The organism is Micromonospora sp. NPDC000663 (genome assembly GCF_042898105.1).
Taxonomy (GTDB): Bacteria; Actinomycetota; Actinomycetes; order Mycobacteriales; family Micromonosporaceae; genus Micromonospora.
In genome coordinates, this window is the sequence record NZ_JBIAYR010000001.1 from 1,260,193 (window position 1) to 1,279,799 (window position 19,607).

Consider the following 19,607-nt stretch of genomic DNA (forward strand, 5'->3'; position numbering starts at 1 on the left):
GGTGGGTCTGGTCGGTGACTGTGGTGCCGGTGGCGCGCGGCGTCACGGCGGCCTGGCGGGCCACCGTCGCGCCGGTGGCCCGCTGGATCCGCCGGTCGGTGTTCGACCCGGCCCGGTTGGCCTCCCGTGAGGTGCTCAGCGCACTGGGTTTGCGCCGCTGAGGCGGTCGGGCCTCAGAGCACCAGGTTGAGCAGGACTGTCAGCACCACCGAGGCGACGATCGAGAAGAGGATCATCAGGAGGCAGCCGAGTCCGCCGCCGAGCGGGCGGATCTCCGTGTTTCCGAAGCGCATGGGTTCACCTTTTCGTCAGGGTGGAGTTGAGGAGGTGGCGGACCGCGTCGGCGACCGCCGTCGGGGCAGTGGTTGCCACGTTGTGCGCGGCGCCGGGGACGACGACCAGGTCGCCGTCGACCAGCCGGGCCGCCTCGTCCCGCCAGCCGGCCGGTACGACCGGGTCACGACGTCCGGCGACGACGAGGGTCGGGGCGGTGACCCGGACCAGATCAGCCTCGATGGCGTTGTGGGCCGAGTGCGACAGGGTGGCGAAGACCCGCCAGGGCCTGGCGTTCCACACGTCCCGCACCAGGATCGGCGCCTGCAACGGCGCCTCCCGCGCGGTGTCCACCAACCATCTGCCGAACAGCCCTCGACGGGACCGGGCAGCCGGGTCGCTTGTCGGCCCGGCCAGGACCAGCGCACGTACCGCGTCCGGGTGGCTGGCGGCGAGCGAGGCGGCCACCTCCGCACCGAACGAGTGCCCGAGCAGGCACACCTGCGGCAGCCGGTACGCGGCCAGCCAGGTGGCCAGGTGCCCGGCGTGCCGGCGCACGTCGTACGCGCCCCGGGGGCGCTCGGACAGCCCGAAGCCGGGCAGGTCCGGCACGTACACCTGATGGGTGGCGGCGAGCGCGACGGCAAGCGGGGTCAGGTAGCGGTGGGAGACCGCGAGCCCGTGCACCAGGACCACAGGCGGCGCCCCGGTGCCTGGGTCCTCGCTTCGCCGGGTGTGGGTGCGCAGGCCGTCGACGAGCCGCCATTCGCTGACCAGACCGGCGGCCGGCCGGGGCGCGGCCATCGCGAGGCGCAGCTCGGTCCTCCCGAACCGGCCGGCGGGGGTCAACCTCACAGTTGCCGCAGCCGGGGCAGCAGTTGCTCCTGCGCCCAGTCCAGGAACATCGGCTGGGTCTCCCCGCCGACCTGGATGATCGCCACGTGGGTGAAGCCGGCGTCGACGAACTTGCGGAACGCCTCGACGTGCGCGTCGATGTCCGGGCCGCAGGGGATGCCCTGGGCGACGTCGTCCTCCCGGACGAACTGGGTGGCGGCGGCGAAGGAATCCGGCCCGGGCAGGTCGGCGTTTACCTTCCAGCCCAGCCCGAACCAGCGGAACTGGTCGTGCACGATCTTGCGGCACTCCGCCTCGTCCGGCCCGTAGCAGATGGCCACCTGCCCGTAGCGGGGCTGGCCGGCGCCGCCGGCGTCGTCGTACATCTCGATGATGTGCCGGTCGGGTTCGGTGGCGATGATGCCGTTGCCGTACTCGGCGGCGAGCGTCGCGGACTGCCGACCGGACGCGGCGACGGCCATCGGCACCGGACGCTCGGGGCGGTCCCAGACGTACGCGTCGGGCACGTCGAAGTGGTTGCCGGAGAAGGTGAGCGTCTCGCCGTTGAGCAGCGGCCGGATGATCTGCAACGCCTCCTCGAACATTTCGTGCCGCTGCTGCACGTGCGGCCAACCGCCGACCACGTGCTCGTTGAGGTTCTCGCCCGCGCCCAGGCCGAGGGTGAAGCGTCCGTCCGAGAGGGCGCCGATCGTGCTTGCCTTCTGCGCGACCACTGCCGGGTGGTAGCGGCGGATCGGACAGGTCACGAAGGACATCAGCTCCGCGCGGGAGGTGGCGTGGGCGACCGCGCCGAGCACCGACCAGGCGTACGGGGAGTGGCCCTGGGAGTCCAGCCAGGGGTAGTAGTGGTCGGACATCACCAGCTGGTCGAAGCCGGCGGCCTCGGCCCGGATCGCGTGGTCGACCAACTGCTTGGGACCGGCCTGTTCGCCCATCAGGGTGTAGCCGACGCTGACCATCCTGGTTTCCCCTTCCACCGACGTATCGTTCCCGGGATACCCAGGTCGGCAGCCCTCAACCCTCCCGTCCGGTTCACGGGCGGTGGTGCGTGAGGGGATTAACCGGTTAAGATTCGGTCTCGCGCGCATCCTGTGGTGGGGATGTTCGCCCCGGGACGGCCTGCGCTCGCGTGGGCCGTCACGGCTGTGCGGGGTCGGCTGCGGCCACTGAACCGGTTGCGCCCGCCGATCCATCGTCCTACGCTGATGCCTGCGCCGCCGGGAGCCGAGCGGTGGCTGCCGGGCTGCAGCCGCCTTCCCTGTCACGTCCCACCCCTGTCGGGCACCGGGGGTCCTGCCTGAGGAAGGCCATGAAGACTCGACTCTCCGCCGCCGGCGCCGCGCTGCTGGCGCTGCTCGTCGCGGTGCTGGCGTTCGGCCAGCCGGCCCGCGCCGCCGCCGGTTTCACAGTCGCCGACGGCAAGTTGTACGACGCCAACGGCACCGAATTCATCATGCGCGGGGTCAACCACGCGCACACCTGGTACCCGCAGCAGACCAGCTCGTTCGCCGACGTGAAGGCGCTCGGCGCGAACGCCGTGCGGGTGGTGCTCTCCAGCGGCGACAGGTGGACCCGCAACACCAACGCGGACGTCGCGAACGTCATCTCGCTGTGCAAGGCCAACCGGTTGATCTGCGTGCTCGAGGTGCACGACACGACCGGGTACGGCGAGCAGAGCGGCGCGATCACCCTCGCCCGAGCGGTCGACTACTGGATCAGCCTGGCCGACGTCCTCGCCGGCCAGGAGAAGTACGTCATCGTCAACATCGGCAACGAGCCGTACGGCAACCAGAACTACGGTTCCTGGGCCACCGACAACGCTGCGGCGATCAAGCGGTTGCGTACCGCCGGCCTGACCCACACGATCATGGTGGACGCGCCGAACTGGGGGCAGGACTGGTCGTTCACCATGCGCGACAACGCGGCATCGGTCTTCGCCGCCGACCCGGCCCGCAACACGGTCTTCTCCATCCACATGTACGGGGTGTTCGACACCGCGGCGGAGATCAGCGACTACCTGGGGCGGTTCCGGGCCGCCGGGCTGCCCATCGTGGTCGGTGAGTTCGGGTTCAACCACTCCGACGGCGACCCGGACGAGGACACCATCCTCGCCTACAGTCAGGCCAACGGGATCGGCTGGCTGGGCTGGTCGTGGAGCGGCAACGGCGGTGGCGTCGAATACCTCGACCTGTCCACGTCCTTCAACCCGGCCAACCTGACCACCTGGGGTCAGCGGCTCTTCAACGGCGCGAACGGCATCCGGCAGACCGCCCGGGAGGCAAGCGTCTACGCAAGCATCCCCCCGCCGACCACCCCGCCGCCCACGACCCCGCCGCCGACCACGCCCCCGCCGAACGGTGGCTGCACCGCGACGTACACGATCACCAACTCCTGGCAGGGTGGCTTCCAGGGTGAGGTACGGGTGACCGCCGGCGCGAGGGCGATCACCGGCTGGACCGCCGGGTGGACCTTCGCCAACGGGCAGAGCGTCACCCAGTCCTGGAACGTGGCCCTGACCAGCAGCGGCACCACGGTGACCGCGCGCAACGTGGACTACAACGGACGGCTGGCCGCCGGTGCCAGCACCAGCTTCGGCTTCATCGGCGGTTGGACCGGCACGAACGCCGCCCCTGTCGTGAGCTGCACGGCGAGCTGAACGACGGGCTGGTGGCCGAGCCCCACGCCGGGCCCGGCCACCACGCCCGTTCTGGTCAGTGCACCCGGTTACCGCCCGCCGTCGACACGGGGCGGCGCGAAGCACACGCGCCTCCGGACCGCTCAGTCGACGGCGTCGACCTCCAGGACCAGGCTCTGCTCCGGGTGCAACGCGGGCATCTGCACGCCCACCCGGGCCAGCGCCGCGCCGGTGAGCGTGACGCCCGTCGCCAGCCATATCGGCGCGGACCTGTTGATTGTCGCCGGGGCCGGGACGCCGTCCGCCGGCCGTACCCGGTAACGCCGGTCCGGGTCGAGGCCGGGCAGTCGTACCGCGCCCGGGACCTGCGCCACCGAGGTGGCCAGCCGTGCCACCGCGTACACCGCCCGGGTCTTGTCACCCGCGACCACACCGTGCGTCCAGACGGCCGGGTCCGGGTGGTCGACCCGGACCACCCGGCCGGCGTGCAGCAGCGGGCGCAGCCGCTTGTGCAGGGCCACCCAGGCGGCCAGCTCGGCCTGCTCGGCGGCGCTGATCGACGCGATGTCCCACTCGATGCCGTGGTGGCCGAACAGTGCGGTGGCCGCCCGGAAGCCCAGGTCGTGCACGCGGTGGGTGGTGTGCGAGCGTTCCGGGCCGATGTGCGTGCCGATCAGTTCCGGTGGCAGCAGCAGCCCGGTCCAGCGCTGGATGGCGAGCCGTTCCAGGGCGTCGTTGCAGTCACTGGCCCAGACCCGGTCGGTGCGGGCCAGGATGGCCAGGTCCACCCGGGCGCCGCCGGACGAGCAGCTCTCGATCTCCACCCCGGGATGCCGTCGGCGCAGTTCGTCGAGGAGCCGGTAGACCGCAAGCGTCTGCCCGTGCACGCCGGGTCGGCCGTGGTGCCCGGCCTCGGTGAGGTCCCGGTTCTGGTCCCACTTGAGGTAGCTGATTCCGGGATGGGCGTTGAGCAGTGCGTCGAGCCGTTCCAGCAGGTGGTCGTACGCCTCGGGGCGGCCCAGGTCGAGCACCTGCTGGTTGCGCCAGGCCGGCGGCAGCCGCCCCGGTACGGCGAGCAGCCAGTCACGGTGCGCGCGGTACAGGTCCGAGTCCGGGTTGACCATCTCCGGCTCCACCCAGAGACCGAACTGCAGGCCCCGACCTGTCACGTGGTCGATGAGCGGTTGCAGGCCGTCGGGCCAGACGTCCTCGTCGACGTACCAGTCGCCGAGCCCTGCCGTGTCGTCGCGCCGGCCGCGGAACCAGCCGTCGTCGAGCACGAACCGTTCCACCCCGATCTGCGCCGCCCGGTCGGCGAGCGCCCGCAGCCGGTCCAGGTCGTGGTCGAAGTAGACGGCCTCCCAGACGTTCAGCGTGACCGGGCGCGGGGAGCGCGGGTGCCCGGCCCGGGCCCGCAGGTGGGAATGGAGTACGTCGCTGAGTCCGTCCATCCCGGCGTCGGACCAGACGGCGTAGAGCAGGGGAGTGTCGTACGACTCGCCGGGGCCGAGCCGGACCTCGCCGGGGGCCAGCAGTTCGCCGCCGCCGACCGTCGACTCGCCTGTGGGACGGCGCTCGGCGAACGTGACGTGGTCGCCGCTCCACGCGGTGTGCACCGCCCACACCTCGCCGTGGCCGAAGTCGAACCCGGCGGTGCCGGCCACAAGCAGCAGGGTGGCGTCGTGTCCGGTACGGCCGTGCCGGCCCTCGCGGACCCAGGCGCCGTGCTGCCACGGGTGCCGCTGCGGGGACCGTTCCCGGCACCAGCGGCCGGTCAGGTCGAGCAGTTCGGTGGCGACCGCCGGCACCGGCAGCACGGGCGTCAGCTCCCGCAGCTCGTACGCGCCTTCGCCGTCGTTGCGCAGCCGGTGGCGGAGGGTCAGCAGGCCGCGCTGGTCAAGCGTCAGCTCGATGGTCAGGGACAGTCCGGCGGCCGGGTCCGACGCGCGCACGACCACCCGCGCCGGGGCGTCGGCGGGCTGGTCCACGTCGAGACCGTCCAACCGGAACGCCGTGGACCAGTCCCGCCCGTCACGGTGCCCGGCCAGAGCGGGCCTGCCGCTCCAGCCGGCGCTCGCCTCCGGCAGCAGCGACAGCACGGCGGGCTCGTCGAAGCTGCTCGGCACCACGGGCGGTACCGTCGCGTCGGTGAGCTGGCGCAGGCCCTCGTCGTCGAGGTCGCCGACGTCGCCACCCCAGTGCACGACCCGGGGCAGCCCCGGGCCGCGCGCGTCGAGCACCAGGCTGGTCCGCGCGTGGCGCAGGTGCAGGATCGTCATCCCTTCGAGGCTCCCAAGGTCAGGCCCCGGACGAAGTGCCGCTGGAGCATAAAGAAGATCACCAGGGTGGGGATCGCGACGAGCACGCTGCCCGCCGAGACCAGGTTGTTGTCGGTGAAGAACTCGCCGCGCAGGTTGTTGAGCGAGCTGGTCACCGGGAACTTGTCGCCGGTACGCATCAGGACCGTGGCCCAGAAGAACTCGTTGTAGATCCAGGTCACCTCCAGAGTGGCCAGTGCGGCCAGGGCCGGCCGGCACAGCGGCATGGTGACCTGCCAGTACTGCCGCCAGATGCTCGCGCCGTCGACCATCGCCGCCTCGTACAGGTCGCGGGGCAGCGCCTTCATGTAGTTGCTGAGCACGAAGACGCAGAACCCGCACTGGAAGGCCACGTTGATCAGGATCAGGCCCCAGTAGCTGTCGTAGAGCAGCTCCGAGTCGCTCATGAACTCCGGCAGCGGCACCTCGGTGAACAGCCGGAACAGGGGGATGAGCAACGCCTGTTGGGGCAGCAGGTTGGCCGCGGTGAAGATGCCGAGCAGGACCAGGTTGAGTTTCCAGCTGAACCGGGCGATGACGAACGCGACGCAGGAGGCGAGGAAGAGCGTCAGCAGCACCGCGGGCACCGTGATGTACACCGAGTTGAGGAAGTGCTTGCCGAACTCCGCCGTCCGCCAGGCGGTGACGTAGTTGTCGAAGGTCCAGCCGCCGAACGAGACGTAGCCGTTGACTGCCGTGTACTCGTACGAGCGCAGCGAGGTCAGCACCGCCCAGGCGATCGGGAAGAGCCAGACCAGCGCGACGACGATGAGGAAGCCGTGCAGCAGCAGCCGCAGCGGGGCCGGCCTGCGGCGACGGACCGGGATGTCGGTGCTCATTGCCGGTTCTCCCTCATCACGGTTGCCAGGTAGATGGTGATGAAGACCAGCGAGACGACAAGCATGATCGTGGCCAGTGCCGAGCCGAACCCGATCCGGCTCGCCTCACCCACCACGTTCTGGGTGACCAGCGCGGAGATCAGCTCCAACCCGTTGCGGCCCTTGTTGACCACCCAGACCAGGTCGAACGCGCGCAACGACTCGATCACCGTCACCACCAGCACGATGATGTTGATCGGCCGCAGCACCGGGAAGACGACCCGGAAGAAAGTCCGGCTCTCCGAGGCGCCGTCGACCGCGGCGGCCTCCCGCAGCGACGGGTCGACGCCCTTGAGCCCGGCCAGGTAGAGCAGCATGATGTAGCCGACGTGCCGCCACCCGGAGGCGACCATGACCGCCCAGATGTTGACGTTCGAGTCGCCGTACCAGTCGATGTTGCTGCCCAAGACCGCGTTGATCAGCCCCTGGTCGCGGGAGTAGAGCAGCTGCCAGACGAAGCCGATGAGCGCCAGCGAGAGCACCACCGGCAGGTAGAGCGCGGTCTGGTAGAAGCGGCTGCCCCGCAACTCCTTGTCCAGCAGCACGGCGAGGAACATGCCGAACGGGGTGGCGACCACGAACAGCACCGCCAGCCAGAGCAGGTTGTGCTGGATCGCCGGCACGAACGGCGGGTAGATGTTCACCACGTCGCTGTAGTTGCGCGCGCCGACGAACTCGATCTCGTTGAGTGGGCCGATGCCGTCCCAGTTGGTGCCGGAGAGCAGCACGGTGGCCGCCGCCGGCAGCCAGACGAATCCGGTGACGAGCAGCAGCGGGACGAGCACCATAAGCGTGATGACCACGCGGTCGGTGCGGGACAGGAGCCGTAGCCGCCGGCGACGACCACCCGTGGAGGTGGTCGCGGCCGGCGGCGGTACGGCGCGATCCGCTTGGATCAGGGGCAGGTCGGACACGATGTCCTCCCCCTTCCGCCGTCAGTCGGTGAAGATCGACTTCTTCTGGTTCTCGATGGACGAGGTGAGCCCGCCGATGTCCTTGGGGTCCTTGATGAACTGCTGGATCGCCGGAATGATCACCGTGGAGGCGAAGTCCGGTCGGGTGTCCCGGTCGAGGAACTGGGCGATCTCGGTGGCCGACCCGACCAGCTCCGCGGCCTTCTTCTGCAGGGCGGTGTAGCCGCTGACGTCCGCGCCGGTGTTGGCGACCAGGGTGGCCGGGTCGTTCTTGACGGTGATGTCCGCCGCGTCCTTGCCACCGAAGTACTCAAGCAGCTTGCGGGCGTTGTCCTCGTTCTTGGGCTTGCGGGCCATCATGTAGCCGTCGATCGGCGCGTCGAGCGCCTTGGCGCCGATCGAGGGGTCGATCTCGGGGAAGGTGAAGAAGTCGAGGTCGTCCTGCTCCTCGTTGGTGAACTGCTGACCGACGAAGAGGCCGAGCAGGTACATGCCGCTCTTCTTCTGCTGCAACGACTGGGCGGCCTCCTGCCAGGTGCGTCCGAGGCTGTCCGGCTGGTGCAGTGGGAGCAGACCGGCCCAGGTGTCGAATACCTTCTTGACCCTGTCGGAAGTCCAGGCCTCCTTGCCGGCCATCAGGTCGATGTGGAACTGGTAGCCGTTGATCCGCAGGTTGAGGATGTCGAAGGTGCCCATCGCCGGCCAGCCGTCCTTGTCGGCGAAGGCGACAGGGGTCAGGCCGTCCCTCTTCATCTGCGTGCCGAGCGCGGTGAACTGGTCGAGGGTCGTGGGCACCTGGTAGCCGTGCTGCTTCCAGACCGACTTGCGGTAGAAGACGGCCCACGGGTAGTACGTCGCCGGAACGAAGTACTGCTTGCCGTCGTCGCCTGTGGATGCCTTCTTGAACGCGTCGGAATAGCCGGAGAGCTTGCTCCACACGTCGCTGATGTCGCCGGCCAGGCCCTTCTGGGCGAAAAAGCGCATCCGGTAGCCGGCGAACCAGGTGAACACGTCGTCCGGCTTGCCCTGGAGGTAGTTGTTGATGTTCTCCTGGAACGTGTTGTGGTCGACCGTGTTCACCGCGACCTGGACACCGGACGAGGTCTTGAACCCGTCGGTGACCTTCACCAGGACGTCCTTGGGCTTCGGGTCGGACTGGTTGGACCCGAGCGACACGTCCTTGCTGGACCCGCCGGAGCCGGAGTCGTCGCCGCAGCCGGCGAGCAGGCCGGTGCCGAGCAGCGCGCCGGTGCCGGCCGCGCCGGCCAGCAGCGACCGTCGGTTGATGCCGGCGACGGACGGCGGTACGAGCCGAGCCAGGTACTCGGCTTGGGATCGGGGACGGGACATCTGTGCCTCCTGCGGATGAAGAGGTGCTAGTCCAAGGGCCATCAGAGGTGGTGACTGCGGAACCGCCGTCGTGATGACACATCGGGATCCACCGAGAATCCACATTGGCGAACACGAACGGCCATTGGGGCCTCAAGCTACCCGTCCGCAGGGCGCTGTCAAGAGGGCTGTTCGCCTCTGATAACCCAGTCGTGACGCGGCCGTTACGTGGTAAACGTTGGAAAGGAAATCGATGTTGGAAACTGTTGACTTGCGTGGATCGCCGGGTGCACCCTCAGCTGTCATGCGGCGATGGCAGGGCGACGGCATCCATTTCGGCGGCGACTACAACCCCGAGCAGTGGCCCGAGGAAACCTGGTCCGAGGACGTCGAGCTGATGCGCCGGGCCGGGGTCACCCTGGTCTCCGTCGGCATCTTCTCCTGGGCGCTGCTGGAGCCCAGCCCGGGCCGGTTCGAGTTCGGGTGGCTGGACCGCGTCCTGGACCTGCTGCACGACGGCGGCATCCAGGTCGACCTGGCCACCGCCACCGCCAGCCCGCCACCCTGGCTGGCCCGCGCGCACCCGGAGACGTTGCCCCGCCGGGCCGACGGCGCGGTCCTCTGGCCGGGCGGCCGGCAGGCGTACTGCCCCAGCTCGCCGGTGTTCCGCGAGCGGTCACTGGAGTTGGTGCGCGCGGTCGCCGGCCGGTACGCCGAGCATCCCGCCGTGGTGATGTGGCACGTCTCCAACGAACTGGGCTGTCACAACGTGCACTGCTACTGCGAGGTCAGCGCCGAGGCGTTCCGGGGCTGGCTGCGCGAGCGCTACGGCGACCTGGACCGGCTCAACGACGCCTGGGGCACTGCCTTCTGGAGCCAGCGCTACGGCGACTGGTCCGAGATCAACCCGCCGCGCACCGCACCGACCTTCGCCAACCCCACGCAGCAGTTGGACTTCCTGCGTTTCTCCTCGGACGAGCAGCGCGCCCAGCTGCGCGCCGAACGCGCGCTGCTCAGGACCCTGGTCCAGCAGCCGGTAACCACCAACTTCATGATCGGCATGGCCAAGAACATGGACTACCACTCCTGGGCCGCCGACGTGGACCTCGTGTCCAACGACCACTACCTGACCGCCGCCGAACCGCTGGCGCATCTCGGGCTGGCGTTCGCCGCCGACCACACCCGGGGCGTCGCGGGGGGTGACCCGTGGCTGCTGATGGAGCACTCCACGAGTGCCGTCAACTGGCAGCCGCGCAACGTGGCCAAGCTTCCCGGGCAGATGCGCCGCAACAGTCTCGCGCACGTCGCGCGCGGCGCGGACGGTGTGCTGTTCTTCCAGTGGCGGGCCTCCCGGGCCGGCGCGGAGAAGTTCCACTCGGCCCTGGTGCCGCACGCCGGCGCGGACACGAAGGTGTTCCGCGAGGTGTGCCAGCTCGGCGCGGACCTCAAGGCGCTCGCCGAGGTACGCGGCAGTCGCGTGGACGCCGACGTGGCGATCCTGTTCGACTGGGAGGCGTGGTGGGCTGTCGAGTTGGACTCGCACCCCAGCGTCGACGTCACCTACGGCGACCGGCTCTACGCCCTGTACGGCGCGCTGTGGCGGGCCGGCGTGACCGCCGACATCGTGCACCCGTCCGCCGATCTCAGCCGCTACCGGCTGGTCCTCGCACCCACCCTCTACCTGGTGCGCGACGTCGACGTCGAGGCACTGCACAGGTACGTCGAAGCCGGCGGCACGGTGGCGGTCACCTACTTCAGTGGCGTCGTCGACGAGAACGACCACATCCGGCTGGGCGGCTACCCGGGCGCGTTCCGCGACCTGCTCGGCGTACGCACCGAGGAGTTCTTCCCGCTGCGCGCGGGCGAACAGGTGCGCCTCGACGACGGCAGCACCGCCGACGTGTGGACCGAATGGGTGCACCCCGACGGCGCGGAGGTGCTGTCGTCGTACAGCGACGGGCCCTTGCCGGGCGTGCCGGCGCTGACCCGGCACCGGGTCGGCGACGGCGCCGCGTGGTACGTCGCCACCCGGCTGGACGAGCCGGCCACCGACCGGCTGGTCGCCCGGCTCCTCGACGAGGCAGGCGTCCGCCCGGCGGTGCCGGCGCCGACCGGCGTGGAGGTGGTACGACGGCGCGACGGTGAGCGGACCTGGCTGTTCGTCCTCAACCACACGGGGGCGCAGGTCCGGCTCCCGGTGGCCGGCGTCGAGCTGTTGACCGGTGAGCGGTGTGCCGGTGAGCTGGCGGTCCCCGCCGGGGAGGTGGCGGTCGTCCGTGAGGATCGGGCCTGATCGTCAGGACGGCCCCGGCGCGAAGGAGGTTCCCCACATGCTCGCCCAGCAGCGGCAGACCGCCATCCTCGATCTGATCCGCCAGCGCGGCGGCGTGCGGGTGAGTCAGCTGGTCAGCCGGTTCGGCGTGTCCGACATGACGATCCGGCGCGACCTGGAGGTGCTCGCCGAGCGCGGCCTGGTCGACAAGGTGCACGGCGGCGCCACGCTCGCCGGCCCGGGATCGGCCGAGGAGCCCGGCTTCGCCGCGAAGTCGATCCGCCAGCAGGAGGAGAAGCGGGCCATCGCCGAACGGGCGGCGACGATGGTGGAGCCGGGAATGGCCATCGCGCTGTCCGCCGGCACCACCACCGCCGCGCTGGCCATGCTGCTCTCCGACGTACGCGGGCTGACCGTGGTGACCAACTCGATCCCGGTGGCCGACGCGCTCTACCAGAACCCGCGCGCCGACCAGACGGTCGTGCTGACCGGTGGGATCCGCACCCCGTCGGACGCGCTGACCGGGCCGGTTGCCGAGGCGGCCATCAGCGCCCTCAACGTCGACCTGCTGTTCCTGGGTGTGCACGGGCTCAGCCCCCGTACCGGCTTCACCACGCCCAACCTGCTGGAGGCCGGCGTCAACAGGTGCCTCATCGGCGCCGCCCGCCGGCTCGTGGTGCTCGCCGACCACACCAAGTGGGAGACCATCGGCATCGCGACGATCGCCCCGCTGGAGGCCGCCGACGTACTGATCACGGACCGTGGGCTTCCGACCGAGGCCCGCACCACGATCGGCGAGCAGGTAGGCGAACTGGTGGTCGTGGAGCCCTGACGCCACTCAGCCCGGCCGCCCGGCTCGCCGCCGCTCGGCGAGGTACGGCAACGCGAACAGGTACAGCCCGGTGAACAGGAGCAGGGCAAGGGGGAGCAGTGGCACGTAGGACACCCAGACGATGGGATCGTCCTGTGCCGGCGCGACGAAGGTGACGACGACGGTCGCCGGGTCGCCGGGTTGCCGGGTCGCCCGGTCGCCGTCGAGCCCGGGCCAAGATCCGAACAAGAACACGGAAACTGGCCCTTCGAGCGTCGTGGAGGCAGCAGTTTCCCGGAAGTTGCGCGGATCATGACCGGGCGCGCGGGCTCAGCGGTCATCCGCGGGCCGGCAGGATGCGGGGTGGTCGGCCGGCAGCCCGCACCGCAGGCGATCGGGCATGATCCGGTCGCAGAACACCCAGTGTCGTACGTGCTGCGCGTCCTCGGCCGAGACGGTGGTGCCGCCAACGTCCACCTGCGGCGTCGAGGCCAACGAACGAGCCAGTGTCCGCGCCAGGTCCAATGCCCCGGCCAGGTCGGCGACCGCCACCGGCAGGTGGATCACATGCCGAGGTCTCTCCGTGTACGCCTCGGCGGCGAACCTCGGCAGCGGCGTGAAGAGCCCGCTGTACTGGTGCTCCCATCCCGGGCTCACGGCTGACGCCGCTCGGGCCGGGCGCTGTGCCAGTCGCGTAGCGCCCGCTTCACCCGGGCGTTCTCCTCGCTGAGCCGGGCCACGTCGTGATGCAGCGTCGCCAGCTCGAGGGCGACGCGGTGCAGGAACCGCCGTACCTCCCGGGGGTCCAACCCGCGTCGGCCGAAACCGACGACGGCGAACTGCCGGTCGCGGACCTGGCTCGGGTGCAGCCGGGCCAACCGAGCGGCACCGTGGAACGTGCCGTCGTAGAGCGTGCCTCGGGTCATTCGTCACCTCACGCGTCGTCGACCGATGGGCGGGTCAGGGTCGCAAGGCGCCCTTTGCCGTGGTACTTATTCGTCAAGTCGGTTCGGAGCCGGGATTCGCACATCCCGACGCTCCAGTTGAGACCCGACGAGAGCCGGTATGCGACTGCCACTCGCGAGGCCGTCTCTCGTCACCTTCTCGGCTGTTGGCACAGCCGCGGTCGTCGTGTTTGCACCGGGCGTCCCCGGGGGCCGGCGATCACCTCACCCGAAGGCCACGTTTCCAGTGGCTTGGAACTGGAGCAATGGTTCCTACGCGGGCGTCGCCAACGAATTGAGAGGTGAACCATGCCGCACAAGCCGTTCATCCGGACCTTGCGTGCGCAATGGCTGGGTCAGCGCCTGCGGGCCCTGCGGGAGGAGCGGGGGATGACGTTGAAGTTGGTCGCGGAGCATCTGCAACGGGACATGTCGGCGCTTGGTCGGTACGAACGCGCGGACTGGCCGATCCGCAAAGGCGATGTGATCGCGCTGCTGGATCTCTACGGATTTCACCGCGCAGCCGAGCGGGCCCGCCTTCTAGCGCTTGCCGAGGAGGTCTGGCGCACCGACCGGTGGGACGAGGACTACGGCGACGTCGTGGACGCCTCCTTCATCGAGTATCCCTGGCTGGAGGGTCGCGCGGAGCAGGTCTGTTGCTTCCACCTCACCCTGGTACCAGGGCTGCTGCAAACCCGGGAGTACGCCGAGGCCGTGATTCGTAACGCGGCAGAACCGGGAGTCACCGAGGCGACGATCAATCGCTGGGTCGAGCTTCGGATGACCCGTCAAGAGGTTCTGAGGCGACGCCGACCGCTACGGATTTCTACGGTGATCGACGAAGCTGCGCTGCGTCGAATGGTCGGCGGGCCGGAGGTGTGGCGCCGACAACTACACCACCTCGCGCAGGCGCAGCGAATGAGCAACGTGGCAATCAGGGTCATGCCGATCGGCGTGGCCCTGCACCAAGGGCTCGACGGCACGTTCTGGATATTCCGCCTGCCGGAGCCGTATCCTGCGGTTGCCTACGTTGAGTCTTTGGGAGGCCGGCTCTACCTGGAGTCGCCGAAGGCTGAGCGCTTTGTTCGCGCCTATGGTCGTCTGCTGGATTCTGCGCTCAGCGAGAGCGAGTCAACGAAGTTGATCACGAGCATCGCGGAGGAGTTGTCATGAGCGAGAGCATGCCCAAGGTCGCATGGCACATCAGCACTAAGAGTGACAGCAATGGTGGCAGTTGTGTCGAGGCTGGGCCGGTTCTAGACGGGTCTGGTCGGGTGGCGGTGCGCGACAGCAAGGACCGCGCGGCAGCGACACTCCTCTACGGCGCCCGCGGCTGGACCGCGTTCGTCAACGGGGTCAAGGACGGCACGTTCACGCGCACCGATCCGTGATCGACTCGACATCGCCGAAGTGGGGGTGTCCCGGTCACGGTGATACCGCCATATCGGCGATATTGGGTTGATCATGTCCTCGCCGGCGGGCACCGTCCCAGGCGTGGCGGCACATGAGATCACGGAGCTGTTCGGTCGGGCGGTACGGCAGTTGGGTCGGACCGTTGAGCAGGGTGAGTCCGACGACGGCTGGGAGCTGCTTCGACAGGTGGCCGACTCGGGTCCGGCGGCCGTTCGGCTGGCGGTCGGACACCTCGCCGATCCGGACCGGGTGGTGCGTGGGGCGGCGTGCGACCTGCTCGGCTTCGCGAGCGACCTGCACGGGGACGCCGCGACGGCCCTGATCTCGCTGGCCACCACCGAACCCGATCCCGAGGTGCACTGGTCGATCGCCCGCGCCCTGGGTGCCACCTGCGATCCCCGCGCCCTGTCGACCCTTGCCACCCTCGCGGGCAACCCCGACAGCGACGTCCGGTTCCAGGTCGCGGTCTCGGTGCCGGCGGTCCTGGAAGACCCACCGGACGAAGCCGGCGACGCGGTGTTGATCGACCTGTGCCTGGACTCCGACCCGAAGGTCCGGGAGTCGGCCACCTTCGGCCTGGGCTGGGCGAGCACCGCCGACGGCGATGCCGTCCGGAGGGCACTGTGGGACCGCATCCACGACGCCGACCCGGAGGTACGCGCGGAAGGCATCCGAGGGCTGGCGCGGCGACGGGACGTACGGGCGCTTCCACTTGTACGTGGGCTGCTCGCCCAGGACGCGGTGCACACGTTCACCTTCCAGGCCGCCGCGTACCTTGCAGACCCGTCGTTGCTGCCGCTGCTGGACGGGTTCGATCCCACCGCGGACGGCGTCGCCGAGGCCCTGCTCGAGTGTGACCCGGTCCGCCGCGCCGAGCGCGATGAGCTGGCATGGCGACTACTGCTCGCCGTTTACCTGCGTCGCCCCGACTGGCAGGTCACCGTCGGCGGCGAGCGTTGCGATCTCGGCCTGTACCTCGATGCCACCGACGGATCAGGCGTCGCCGGGTCACTGGTTCGCCGACGGGCTGCTGAGTCGGGCCGGCGGCGACCCCGACCATGCAGCCGAGCTGGCGATCGAGGATCTGTCGACACACGGGACGCGGCACGCTTCACAGCCACCTCACAGCGCATCTGGATAAGGTGCGCGTCGAGTCAACGTCCGACTCCAGCCTGGAGCGGTCGGCGTCGCACAGGAGTTTCGATGGTCTTCAAGAAGATGTTGAGCGCGTTCGGCGTGGGTGGTCCCAGTGTGGACACCGTGCTGACCAACCCCAACACCCGGCCCGGCCTTACCCTCGAGGGGCAGGTGAACCTCGTCGGTGGTGACGCCCCGGCGGCCATCGAGCAGGTGGTGATCGGTCTGGTCACCCGGGTCGAGGTCGAGGGGCACGACGCCGAGTACTCGGGCACCCTGGAGTTCCACCGGATGGCCGTCAGTGGCGCGTTCGAGCTCGCCCCGAAGCAGCAGCTGTCGATCCCGTTCCAGCTGCCGGTGCCGTGGGAAACCCCGATCACCGACGTGTACGGCCAGCGCCTGCACGGCATGACGATGGGCCTGCGTACCGAGCTGGCCGTGGCGCGCGCGGTCGACAAGAGCGACCTGGACCACGTGGCGGTGCACCCGCTGCCGGTGCACGAGCGGATCCTGGAGGCGTTCCAGCGGCTCGGCTTCCGGTTCAAGCACGCCGACCTGGAGCGCGGTCACATCCGCGGCGTGCAGCAGACGCTGCCGTTCTACCAGGAGATCGAGTTCTTCGCCGCCCCGCAGTACGCGAGCACCATCAGGGAGGTCGAGCTGACCTTCGTGACGAGCCAGCGTGGCGTCGAGGTGATCCTGGAGTGCGACAAGCGCGGCGGTTTCCTCAGCGCCGGGCACGACGCCTTCGGCCGCTTCCAGGTGTCGCACGCCGACGTCGACCGCGTCGACTGGGCGCAGGTCGTCGACGGCTGGCTACGGGAGACGACCTCCCGTTACGGCAGCCTGCTCTCGCAGTACGGCCCGAGCCACGGGCGTGGTCACGGACACGGCCGTGGCCCCGGTATGGGTGGCATGGTGGCCGGCGCGGCGCTCGGCGTCGCCGGCGGGATGATCGCCGGCGAGATGATCGAGGACGCCTTCGAGGGCGACTTCGGCGACTTCGGTGGCGACGAGTAGTTCCGTCCACAGACGGCAGTGGCCTCCGGGAGATTCTCCCGGAGGCCACTGTGCGCCGTGATCCGGTCAGTGCCGGGTCTTGCGCTCTTCGCCGCTGCGCCAGGCGCTGCCGGCCTTGGCCAGACCCCGGCTACCGAGGTAGCCCAGCGTCAGCAGGGTGATCAGGAACCAGGCGTTGTCGGCCCGGAAGATGTCGACCCCTGCCGAGTTCCGCCCCACGACCTGCGACGCGCCCAGTACGGCGGCCACCGCGATCAGGTAGATCCAGAACTCGGTGGTCTTGAACGCCTGCTTGGTCTCCGTACCGGGTGCCCGCATGTCGTTCCGATGCCCGTCGTGCATGACCGGCATCTGCTGCGTGTCGCGCATGGCAGCGGGGTTCTGCGGGTCGTTCATCGGCCGGTTCATCGGCCGGGTGGAAGCAGCCTGCGTGCTCATCTGGTCCTCCTCAGGATGCGATGAGTCGTACCTGCCTTCCCTCGCCCCGCTACCGCGTTTCGGCCGCGGCGCGGTTCGTGTTCACGGCGGGGACGCCCCCCGACTACCCGACGCCGGTGAGCAGGTAACACCGACCGCCGGCCGGAAAATCCAGCCGGCGGTCGGGTCGGCGCACGTCAGCGCAGGCCGTTGCGGACGGCCACGCTCACCAGCAGGTCCGGGTCGTCGGTGATGATGCCGTCGACACCGAGGTCGATGACCCGCTGCATGACAGTCGCGTCGTCGACGGTGTACGGAATCACCTTCAGGTCGTACCGCGTCTGAAGGGTCCGTACGTCCGGTCCGTGGAAGTACGCCGGGTTCTCCCGCAGGTACCAGTCGGCCGAGGCGACAGTGCCCTGCTTCGGGTCGTGCACCTGCCAGTTGGCGGACACCGTGCCCGCCCCCGCGGCGCGGGTCAGCCTGCCCAGGTCCCGGTACTTCCACCAGTCCAGCCCACCGGTCCACGGGCTCTTCACCGACGGGTCGCCGTACACGGCCTCCAGCGAGCACTCGTCGGCGAGGATGGCGCACTCGGTCGGGCCGTACTGCCAGACCAGGCCGTCCGTGCCGATCCGCTTGTCGAGCTGCTTGGCGTACGTGATGGTGCGCCAGTCGAACGACTGGATGGTGGCCCGGCTGGTGAAGCCGGCCCGCTGGATGGCGTCGACGAGCTTGCGGGTAAAGCTGCGGTACGGCTCCGTGTCGTTCACCAGCGGGCTGATCTTCGTCTCGATGTTCATCCCGATGTCGGTACGGCCACTGGCCTTCACCAGGGCGAAAACCTCGTCCAGGGTGGGGATCCGGGCACCCGGGACGGGCACCTGCGCGGGCAGCTCCGGCAGCGTCCTCGTGCCGCAGTCGACGGTCTTGAGCTGCGCCAGGGTCAGCTCGTGCACTCCCTTGCCCACGTACGGGAACATCGGGTCGCCGCGGCGTACCGGGGCGGTGTCGACGCAGTGCGACCCGTTGACCGTGCGGTCGTGCAGCACCACGAGCGTGCCGTCGGCGGTGACGCCGGTGTCCAGTTCGAGGGTGGAGATGGCCCGGTTGGACAGCGCGTTGGCGAACGCCGGCAGGGTGTTCTCCGGCCGGGTGGCCCGTCCGCCCCGATGCGCCTGGATGTCGAACGGCGCCGCGTACGCCTTGGGCAGCCGGTAGCCGCGCTGCGCCAGCACGCCTCGCAGCCGGTTCGGGTAGTCGGTGATGATGCCGTCCACGCCGTCGTCGATCAGCTTGGTCATGGTCGGCACGTCGTCGACTGTCCATGGGATCACCTTGATCCCGTAGCTGTGGGCCCGGGCGACCATGTCCTTGGTGACGTACGGCTGGTAGTCCGGGTCGGTGACAGTGCCGTTCTGCGGCATGCCGTGCACCGGTGAGAAGACGCTCGCACCGAAGCTGCGGATCGCCCTGATCGGGTCGCCGCCGAAGTCGTCGATGTCCAGTCCGCCCAGCCACGGCGAGGCGCCCGGCTGGCCGGTCTGGAGGAAGTCGTAGTTGGTGAGGGCGACAAGCGGGAGCTTCGGTTCGACCTGGCGCATGCGCATCAGCGCGCCCCAGTCGAAGCTCTGGATGGTGACCTGCCTGAGCAGCCCGGCCGCGCGGATCTCGGCCGCGGTGACCCGCACGAACTGCTCGCGGGGCGCGGTCTCGGTCGGTGCGCCGGCCTCCACCTTGGTCTCGACGTTGAGCGTCACGTCGTTCGCCCGGTAGCGGTTCACCAGGGCGAACACCTCACGCAGCAGCGGCATCCGGGCACCCGGCACGGCGAGCTGGCCGGGCTTGTCGGGCAGTGTCTTCGCACCACAGTCGAGAGTGCGCACCTGGGCCACGGTGAGCGTGTTGACGTACTTCCCGACGTACGGGAACTCCGGGTCGCCGGGCGTCACAGGGGCGGTGTCGACGCACTTGGCGCCGCTGATCTTGCGGTCGTGGGTGACGACCGCCTGACCGTCCTCGGTGATCTGCACGTCCAGTTCGAGGGTGCTCACCCCGAGTTGGAGGGCGTTGCCGAAAGAGGCGAGGGTGTTCTCCACCCGCAACCCGAGGCCGCCGCGGTGGGCCTGCACGTCGAATGTCCGGTCCGGTCGCGGTTTCGCCTGGGCGGGCGCCGCGAGCCCGGTCGTCACCGTCGCGGCCACCAGGGCCGCGACGGCGGTACGGCGTACTGTGCGCACGCTGTCTTCCCCTCCTGCCGGCGGGCGTCTCCCCCCGGTCGCCGGACAGCATGGACATCCCGGACTGCGGGCAGACGGCCAGTGGACGGCGCGACGGTGAACCGTCGTGGACGACCTCCGGTCCCGCCGGTTTGCCCGGCCGGTGGCCGGG

18 protein-coding genes and 1 pseudogene are annotated in these 19,607 nt (G+C 69.8%); 8 read left to right on the forward strand and 11 right to left on the reverse strand.

The annotated features are described in order from the left end of the window. The first annotated feature begins 14 nt into the window (after positions 1 to 14). The gene (locus ACFY1S_RS06035) at positions 15 to 161 is read left to right on the forward strand and encodes a hypothetical protein (RefSeq protein ID WP_387113280.1); all 147 of its coding nucleotides are present in this window, start codon (positions 15 to 17) and stop codon (positions 159 to 161) included. Between the two features lie 136 nt (positions 162 to 297). Here the strand turns inward: ACFY1S_RS06035 and ACFY1S_RS06040 are convergent, their stop codons facing one another. Together ACFY1S_RS06040 and ACFY1S_RS06045 are read right to left on the reverse strand one after the other, a co-directional pair. Beyond that, entirely contained in the window at positions 298 to 1,128 is an 831-nt protein-coding gene (locus ACFY1S_RS06040; RefSeq protein WP_387113282.1) for an alpha/beta fold hydrolase, read from the reverse strand. Then, complete coding sequence (locus ACFY1S_RS06045) at positions 1,125 to 2,087, reverse strand: TIGR03557 family F420-dependent LLM class oxidoreductase (protein WP_387114335.1); 963 nt, start codon at positions 2,085 to 2,087, stop codon at positions 1,125 to 1,127. Before ACFY1S_RS06045 ends, ACFY1S_RS06040 begins: the two co-directional genes overlap by 4 nt. Positions 2,088 to 2,437: 350 nt before the next feature. Here ACFY1S_RS06045 and ACFY1S_RS06050 point away from each other — a divergent pair, with 350 nt between their 5' ends. Continuing rightward, entirely contained in the window at positions 2,438 to 3,784 is a 1,347-nt protein-coding gene (locus tag ACFY1S_RS06050) for a cellulase family glycosylhydrolase (RefSeq protein ID WP_387113284.1), read from the forward strand. Positions 3,785 to 3,906: 122 nt separating this feature from the next. Here ACFY1S_RS06050 and ACFY1S_RS06055 read toward each other — a convergent pair whose 3' ends face one another. The 4 genes from ACFY1S_RS06055 to ACFY1S_RS06070 are packed head-to-tail and all read right to left on the reverse strand — an operon-like array spanning position 3,907 to position 9,223. After that, positions 3,907 to 6,042: an alpha-galactosidase gene (locus ACFY1S_RS06055; RefSeq protein ID WP_387113286.1), complete on the reverse strand. Its 2,136-nt coding sequence runs from the start codon at positions 6,040 to 6,042 to the stop codon at positions 3,907 to 3,909. After that, positions 6,039 to 6,920, reverse strand: coding sequence for a carbohydrate ABC transporter permease (locus tag ACFY1S_RS06060; RefSeq protein ID WP_387113288.1), 882 nt, complete (start codon positions 6,918 to 6,920; stop codon positions 6,039 to 6,041). The genes ACFY1S_RS06055 and ACFY1S_RS06060 overlap by 4 nt, the downstream gene beginning before the upstream one ends. After that, positions 6,917 to 7,873: a carbohydrate ABC transporter permease gene (locus ACFY1S_RS06065; protein WP_387113290.1), complete on the reverse strand. Its 957-nt coding sequence runs from the start codon at positions 7,871 to 7,873 to the stop codon at positions 6,917 to 6,919. Before ACFY1S_RS06065 ends, ACFY1S_RS06060 begins: the two co-directional genes overlap by 4 nt. Before the next feature lie 21 nt (positions 7,874 to 7,894). Further along, positions 7,895 to 9,223 (reverse strand): ABC transporter substrate-binding protein, encoded by a 1,329-nt coding sequence (locus tag ACFY1S_RS06070; RefSeq protein WP_387113292.1) that lies wholly within the window; start codon positions 9,221 to 9,223, stop codon positions 7,895 to 7,897. Between the two features lie 283 nt (positions 9,224 to 9,506). Between ACFY1S_RS06070 and ACFY1S_RS06075 the strand changes: the two genes are divergently transcribed. After that, on the forward strand, positions 9,507 to 11,495 hold the full coding sequence (locus ACFY1S_RS06075) for a beta-galactosidase (protein WP_387113294.1): 1,989 nt from the start codon (positions 9,507 to 9,509) through the stop codon (positions 11,493 to 11,495). Positions 11,496 to 11,532: 37 nt separating this feature from the next. Beyond that, complete coding sequence (locus ACFY1S_RS06080) at positions 11,533 to 12,306, forward strand: DeoR/GlpR family DNA-binding transcription regulator (RefSeq protein WP_387113296.1); 774 nt, start codon at positions 11,533 to 11,535, stop codon at positions 12,304 to 12,306. Between the two features lie 6 nt (positions 12,307 to 12,312). Here the strand turns inward: ACFY1S_RS06080 and ACFY1S_RS06085 are convergent, their stop codons facing one another. From ACFY1S_RS06085 to ACFY1S_RS06095, 3 genes are all read right to left on the reverse strand, one after another. Then, positions 12,313 to 12,540, reverse strand: a complete 228-nt coding sequence (locus ACFY1S_RS06085) for a hypothetical protein (RefSeq protein ID WP_387113298.1) — start codon at positions 12,538 to 12,540, stop codon at positions 12,313 to 12,315. Between the two features lie 75 nt (positions 12,541 to 12,615). Then, positions 12,616 to 12,852, reverse strand: a complete 237-nt coding sequence (locus ACFY1S_RS06090) for a hypothetical protein (RefSeq protein WP_387114338.1) — start codon at positions 12,850 to 12,852, stop codon at positions 12,616 to 12,618. A gap of 86 nt (positions 12,853 to 12,938) precedes the next feature. Beyond that, positions 12,939 to 13,211 carry a DivIVA domain-containing protein gene (locus tag ACFY1S_RS06095; protein ID WP_387113300.1) on the reverse strand — a complete coding sequence of 91 codons (273 nt, stop codon included), beginning with the start codon at positions 13,209 to 13,211 and terminating at the stop codon, positions 12,939 to 12,941. Positions 13,212 to 13,538: 327 nt separating this feature from the next. Here ACFY1S_RS06095 and ACFY1S_RS06100 point away from each other — a divergent pair, with 327 nt between their 5' ends. The 4 genes and pseudogenes from ACFY1S_RS06100 (at position 13,539) to ACFY1S_RS06115 (ending at position 16,799) form a co-directional block, all read left to right on the forward strand. Then, a complete protein-coding gene (locus tag ACFY1S_RS06100; protein ID WP_387113302.1) occupies positions 13,539 to 14,402 on the forward strand; it encodes a helix-turn-helix domain-containing protein in 864 nt (287 codons plus the stop codon). After that, on the forward strand, positions 14,399 to 14,620 hold the full coding sequence (locus ACFY1S_RS06105) for a DUF397 domain-containing protein (RefSeq protein WP_387113304.1): 222 nt from the start codon (positions 14,399 to 14,401) through the stop codon (positions 14,618 to 14,620). Before ACFY1S_RS06100 ends, ACFY1S_RS06105 begins: the two co-directional genes overlap by 4 nt. A 73-nt stretch (positions 14,621 to 14,693) precedes the next feature. Further along, positions 14,694 to 15,407 (forward strand): annotated as a pseudogene (locus ACFY1S_RS06110) (HEAT repeat domain-containing protein); the annotation flags it as partial. 438 nt (positions 15,408 to 15,845) lie between these two features. Further along, complete coding sequence (locus tag ACFY1S_RS06115) at positions 15,846 to 16,799, forward strand: sporulation protein (protein ID WP_387114341.1); 954 nt, start codon at positions 15,846 to 15,848, stop codon at positions 16,797 to 16,799. Between the two features lie 66 nt (positions 16,800 to 16,865). On the opposite strand, the gene ACFY1S_RS06120 is transcribed toward ACFY1S_RS06115, so the two are convergent. Together ACFY1S_RS06120 and ACFY1S_RS06125 are read right to left on the reverse strand one after the other, a co-directional pair. Further along, positions 16,866 to 17,150 (reverse strand): hypothetical protein, encoded by a 285-nt coding sequence (locus ACFY1S_RS06120; protein ID WP_387114344.1) that lies wholly within the window; start codon positions 17,148 to 17,150, stop codon positions 16,866 to 16,868. Between the two features lie 263 nt (positions 17,151 to 17,413). Further along, positions 17,414 to 19,456, reverse strand: coding sequence for a glycerophosphodiester phosphodiesterase family protein (locus tag ACFY1S_RS06125; RefSeq protein WP_387113306.1), 2,043 nt, complete (start codon positions 19,454 to 19,456; stop codon positions 17,414 to 17,416). Between the last annotated feature and the right edge of the window lie 151 nt (positions 19,457 to 19,607).

Excerpts from the sequence above, each read along its gene's own strand:
- ACFY1S_RS06080 (WP_387113296.1), top strand. The coding sequence starts at position 11,533 with ATGCTCGCCCAGCAGCGGCAGACCGCCATCCTCGATCTGATCCGCCAG.
- ACFY1S_RS06070 (WP_387113292.1), bottom strand. The coding sequence starts at position 9,223 with ATGTCCCGTCCCCGATCCCAAGCCGAGTACCTGGCTCGGCTCGTACCG.
- ACFY1S_RS06095 (WP_387113300.1), bottom strand. The coding sequence starts at position 13,211 with ATGACCCGAGGCACGCTCTACGACGGCACGTTCCACGGTGCCGCTCGG.
- ACFY1S_RS06045 (WP_387114335.1), bottom strand. The coding sequence starts at position 2,087 with ATGGTCAGCGTCGGCTACACCCTGATGGGCGAACAGGCCGGTCCCAAG.
- ACFY1S_RS06055 (WP_387113286.1), bottom strand. The coding sequence starts at position 6,042 with ATGACGATCCTGCACCTGCGCCACGCGCGGACCAGCCTGGTGCTCGAC.
- ACFY1S_RS06105 (WP_387113304.1), top strand. The coding sequence starts at position 14,399 with ATGAGCGAGAGCATGCCCAAGGTCGCATGGCACATCAGCACTAAGAGT.
- ACFY1S_RS06050 (WP_387113284.1), top strand. The coding sequence starts at position 2,438 with ATGAAGACTCGACTCTCCGCCGCCGGCGCCGCGCTGCTGGCGCTGCTC.
- ACFY1S_RS06060 (WP_387113288.1), bottom strand. The coding sequence starts at position 6,920 with ATGAGCACCGACATCCCGGTCCGTCGCCGCAGGCCGGCCCCGCTGCGG.
- ACFY1S_RS06120 (WP_387114344.1), bottom strand. The coding sequence starts at position 17,150 with ATGCCGGTCATGCACGACGGGCATCGGAACGACATGCGGGCACCCGGT.
- ACFY1S_RS06100 (WP_387113302.1), top strand. The coding sequence starts at position 13,539 with ATGCCGCACAAGCCGTTCATCCGGACCTTGCGTGCGCAATGGCTGGGT.
- ACFY1S_RS06075 (WP_387113294.1), top strand. The coding sequence starts at position 9,507 with ATGCGGCGATGGCAGGGCGACGGCATCCATTTCGGCGGCGACTACAAC.
- ACFY1S_RS06115 (WP_387114341.1), top strand. The coding sequence starts at position 15,846 with ATGGTCTTCAAGAAGATGTTGAGCGCGTTCGGCGTGGGTGGTCCCAGT.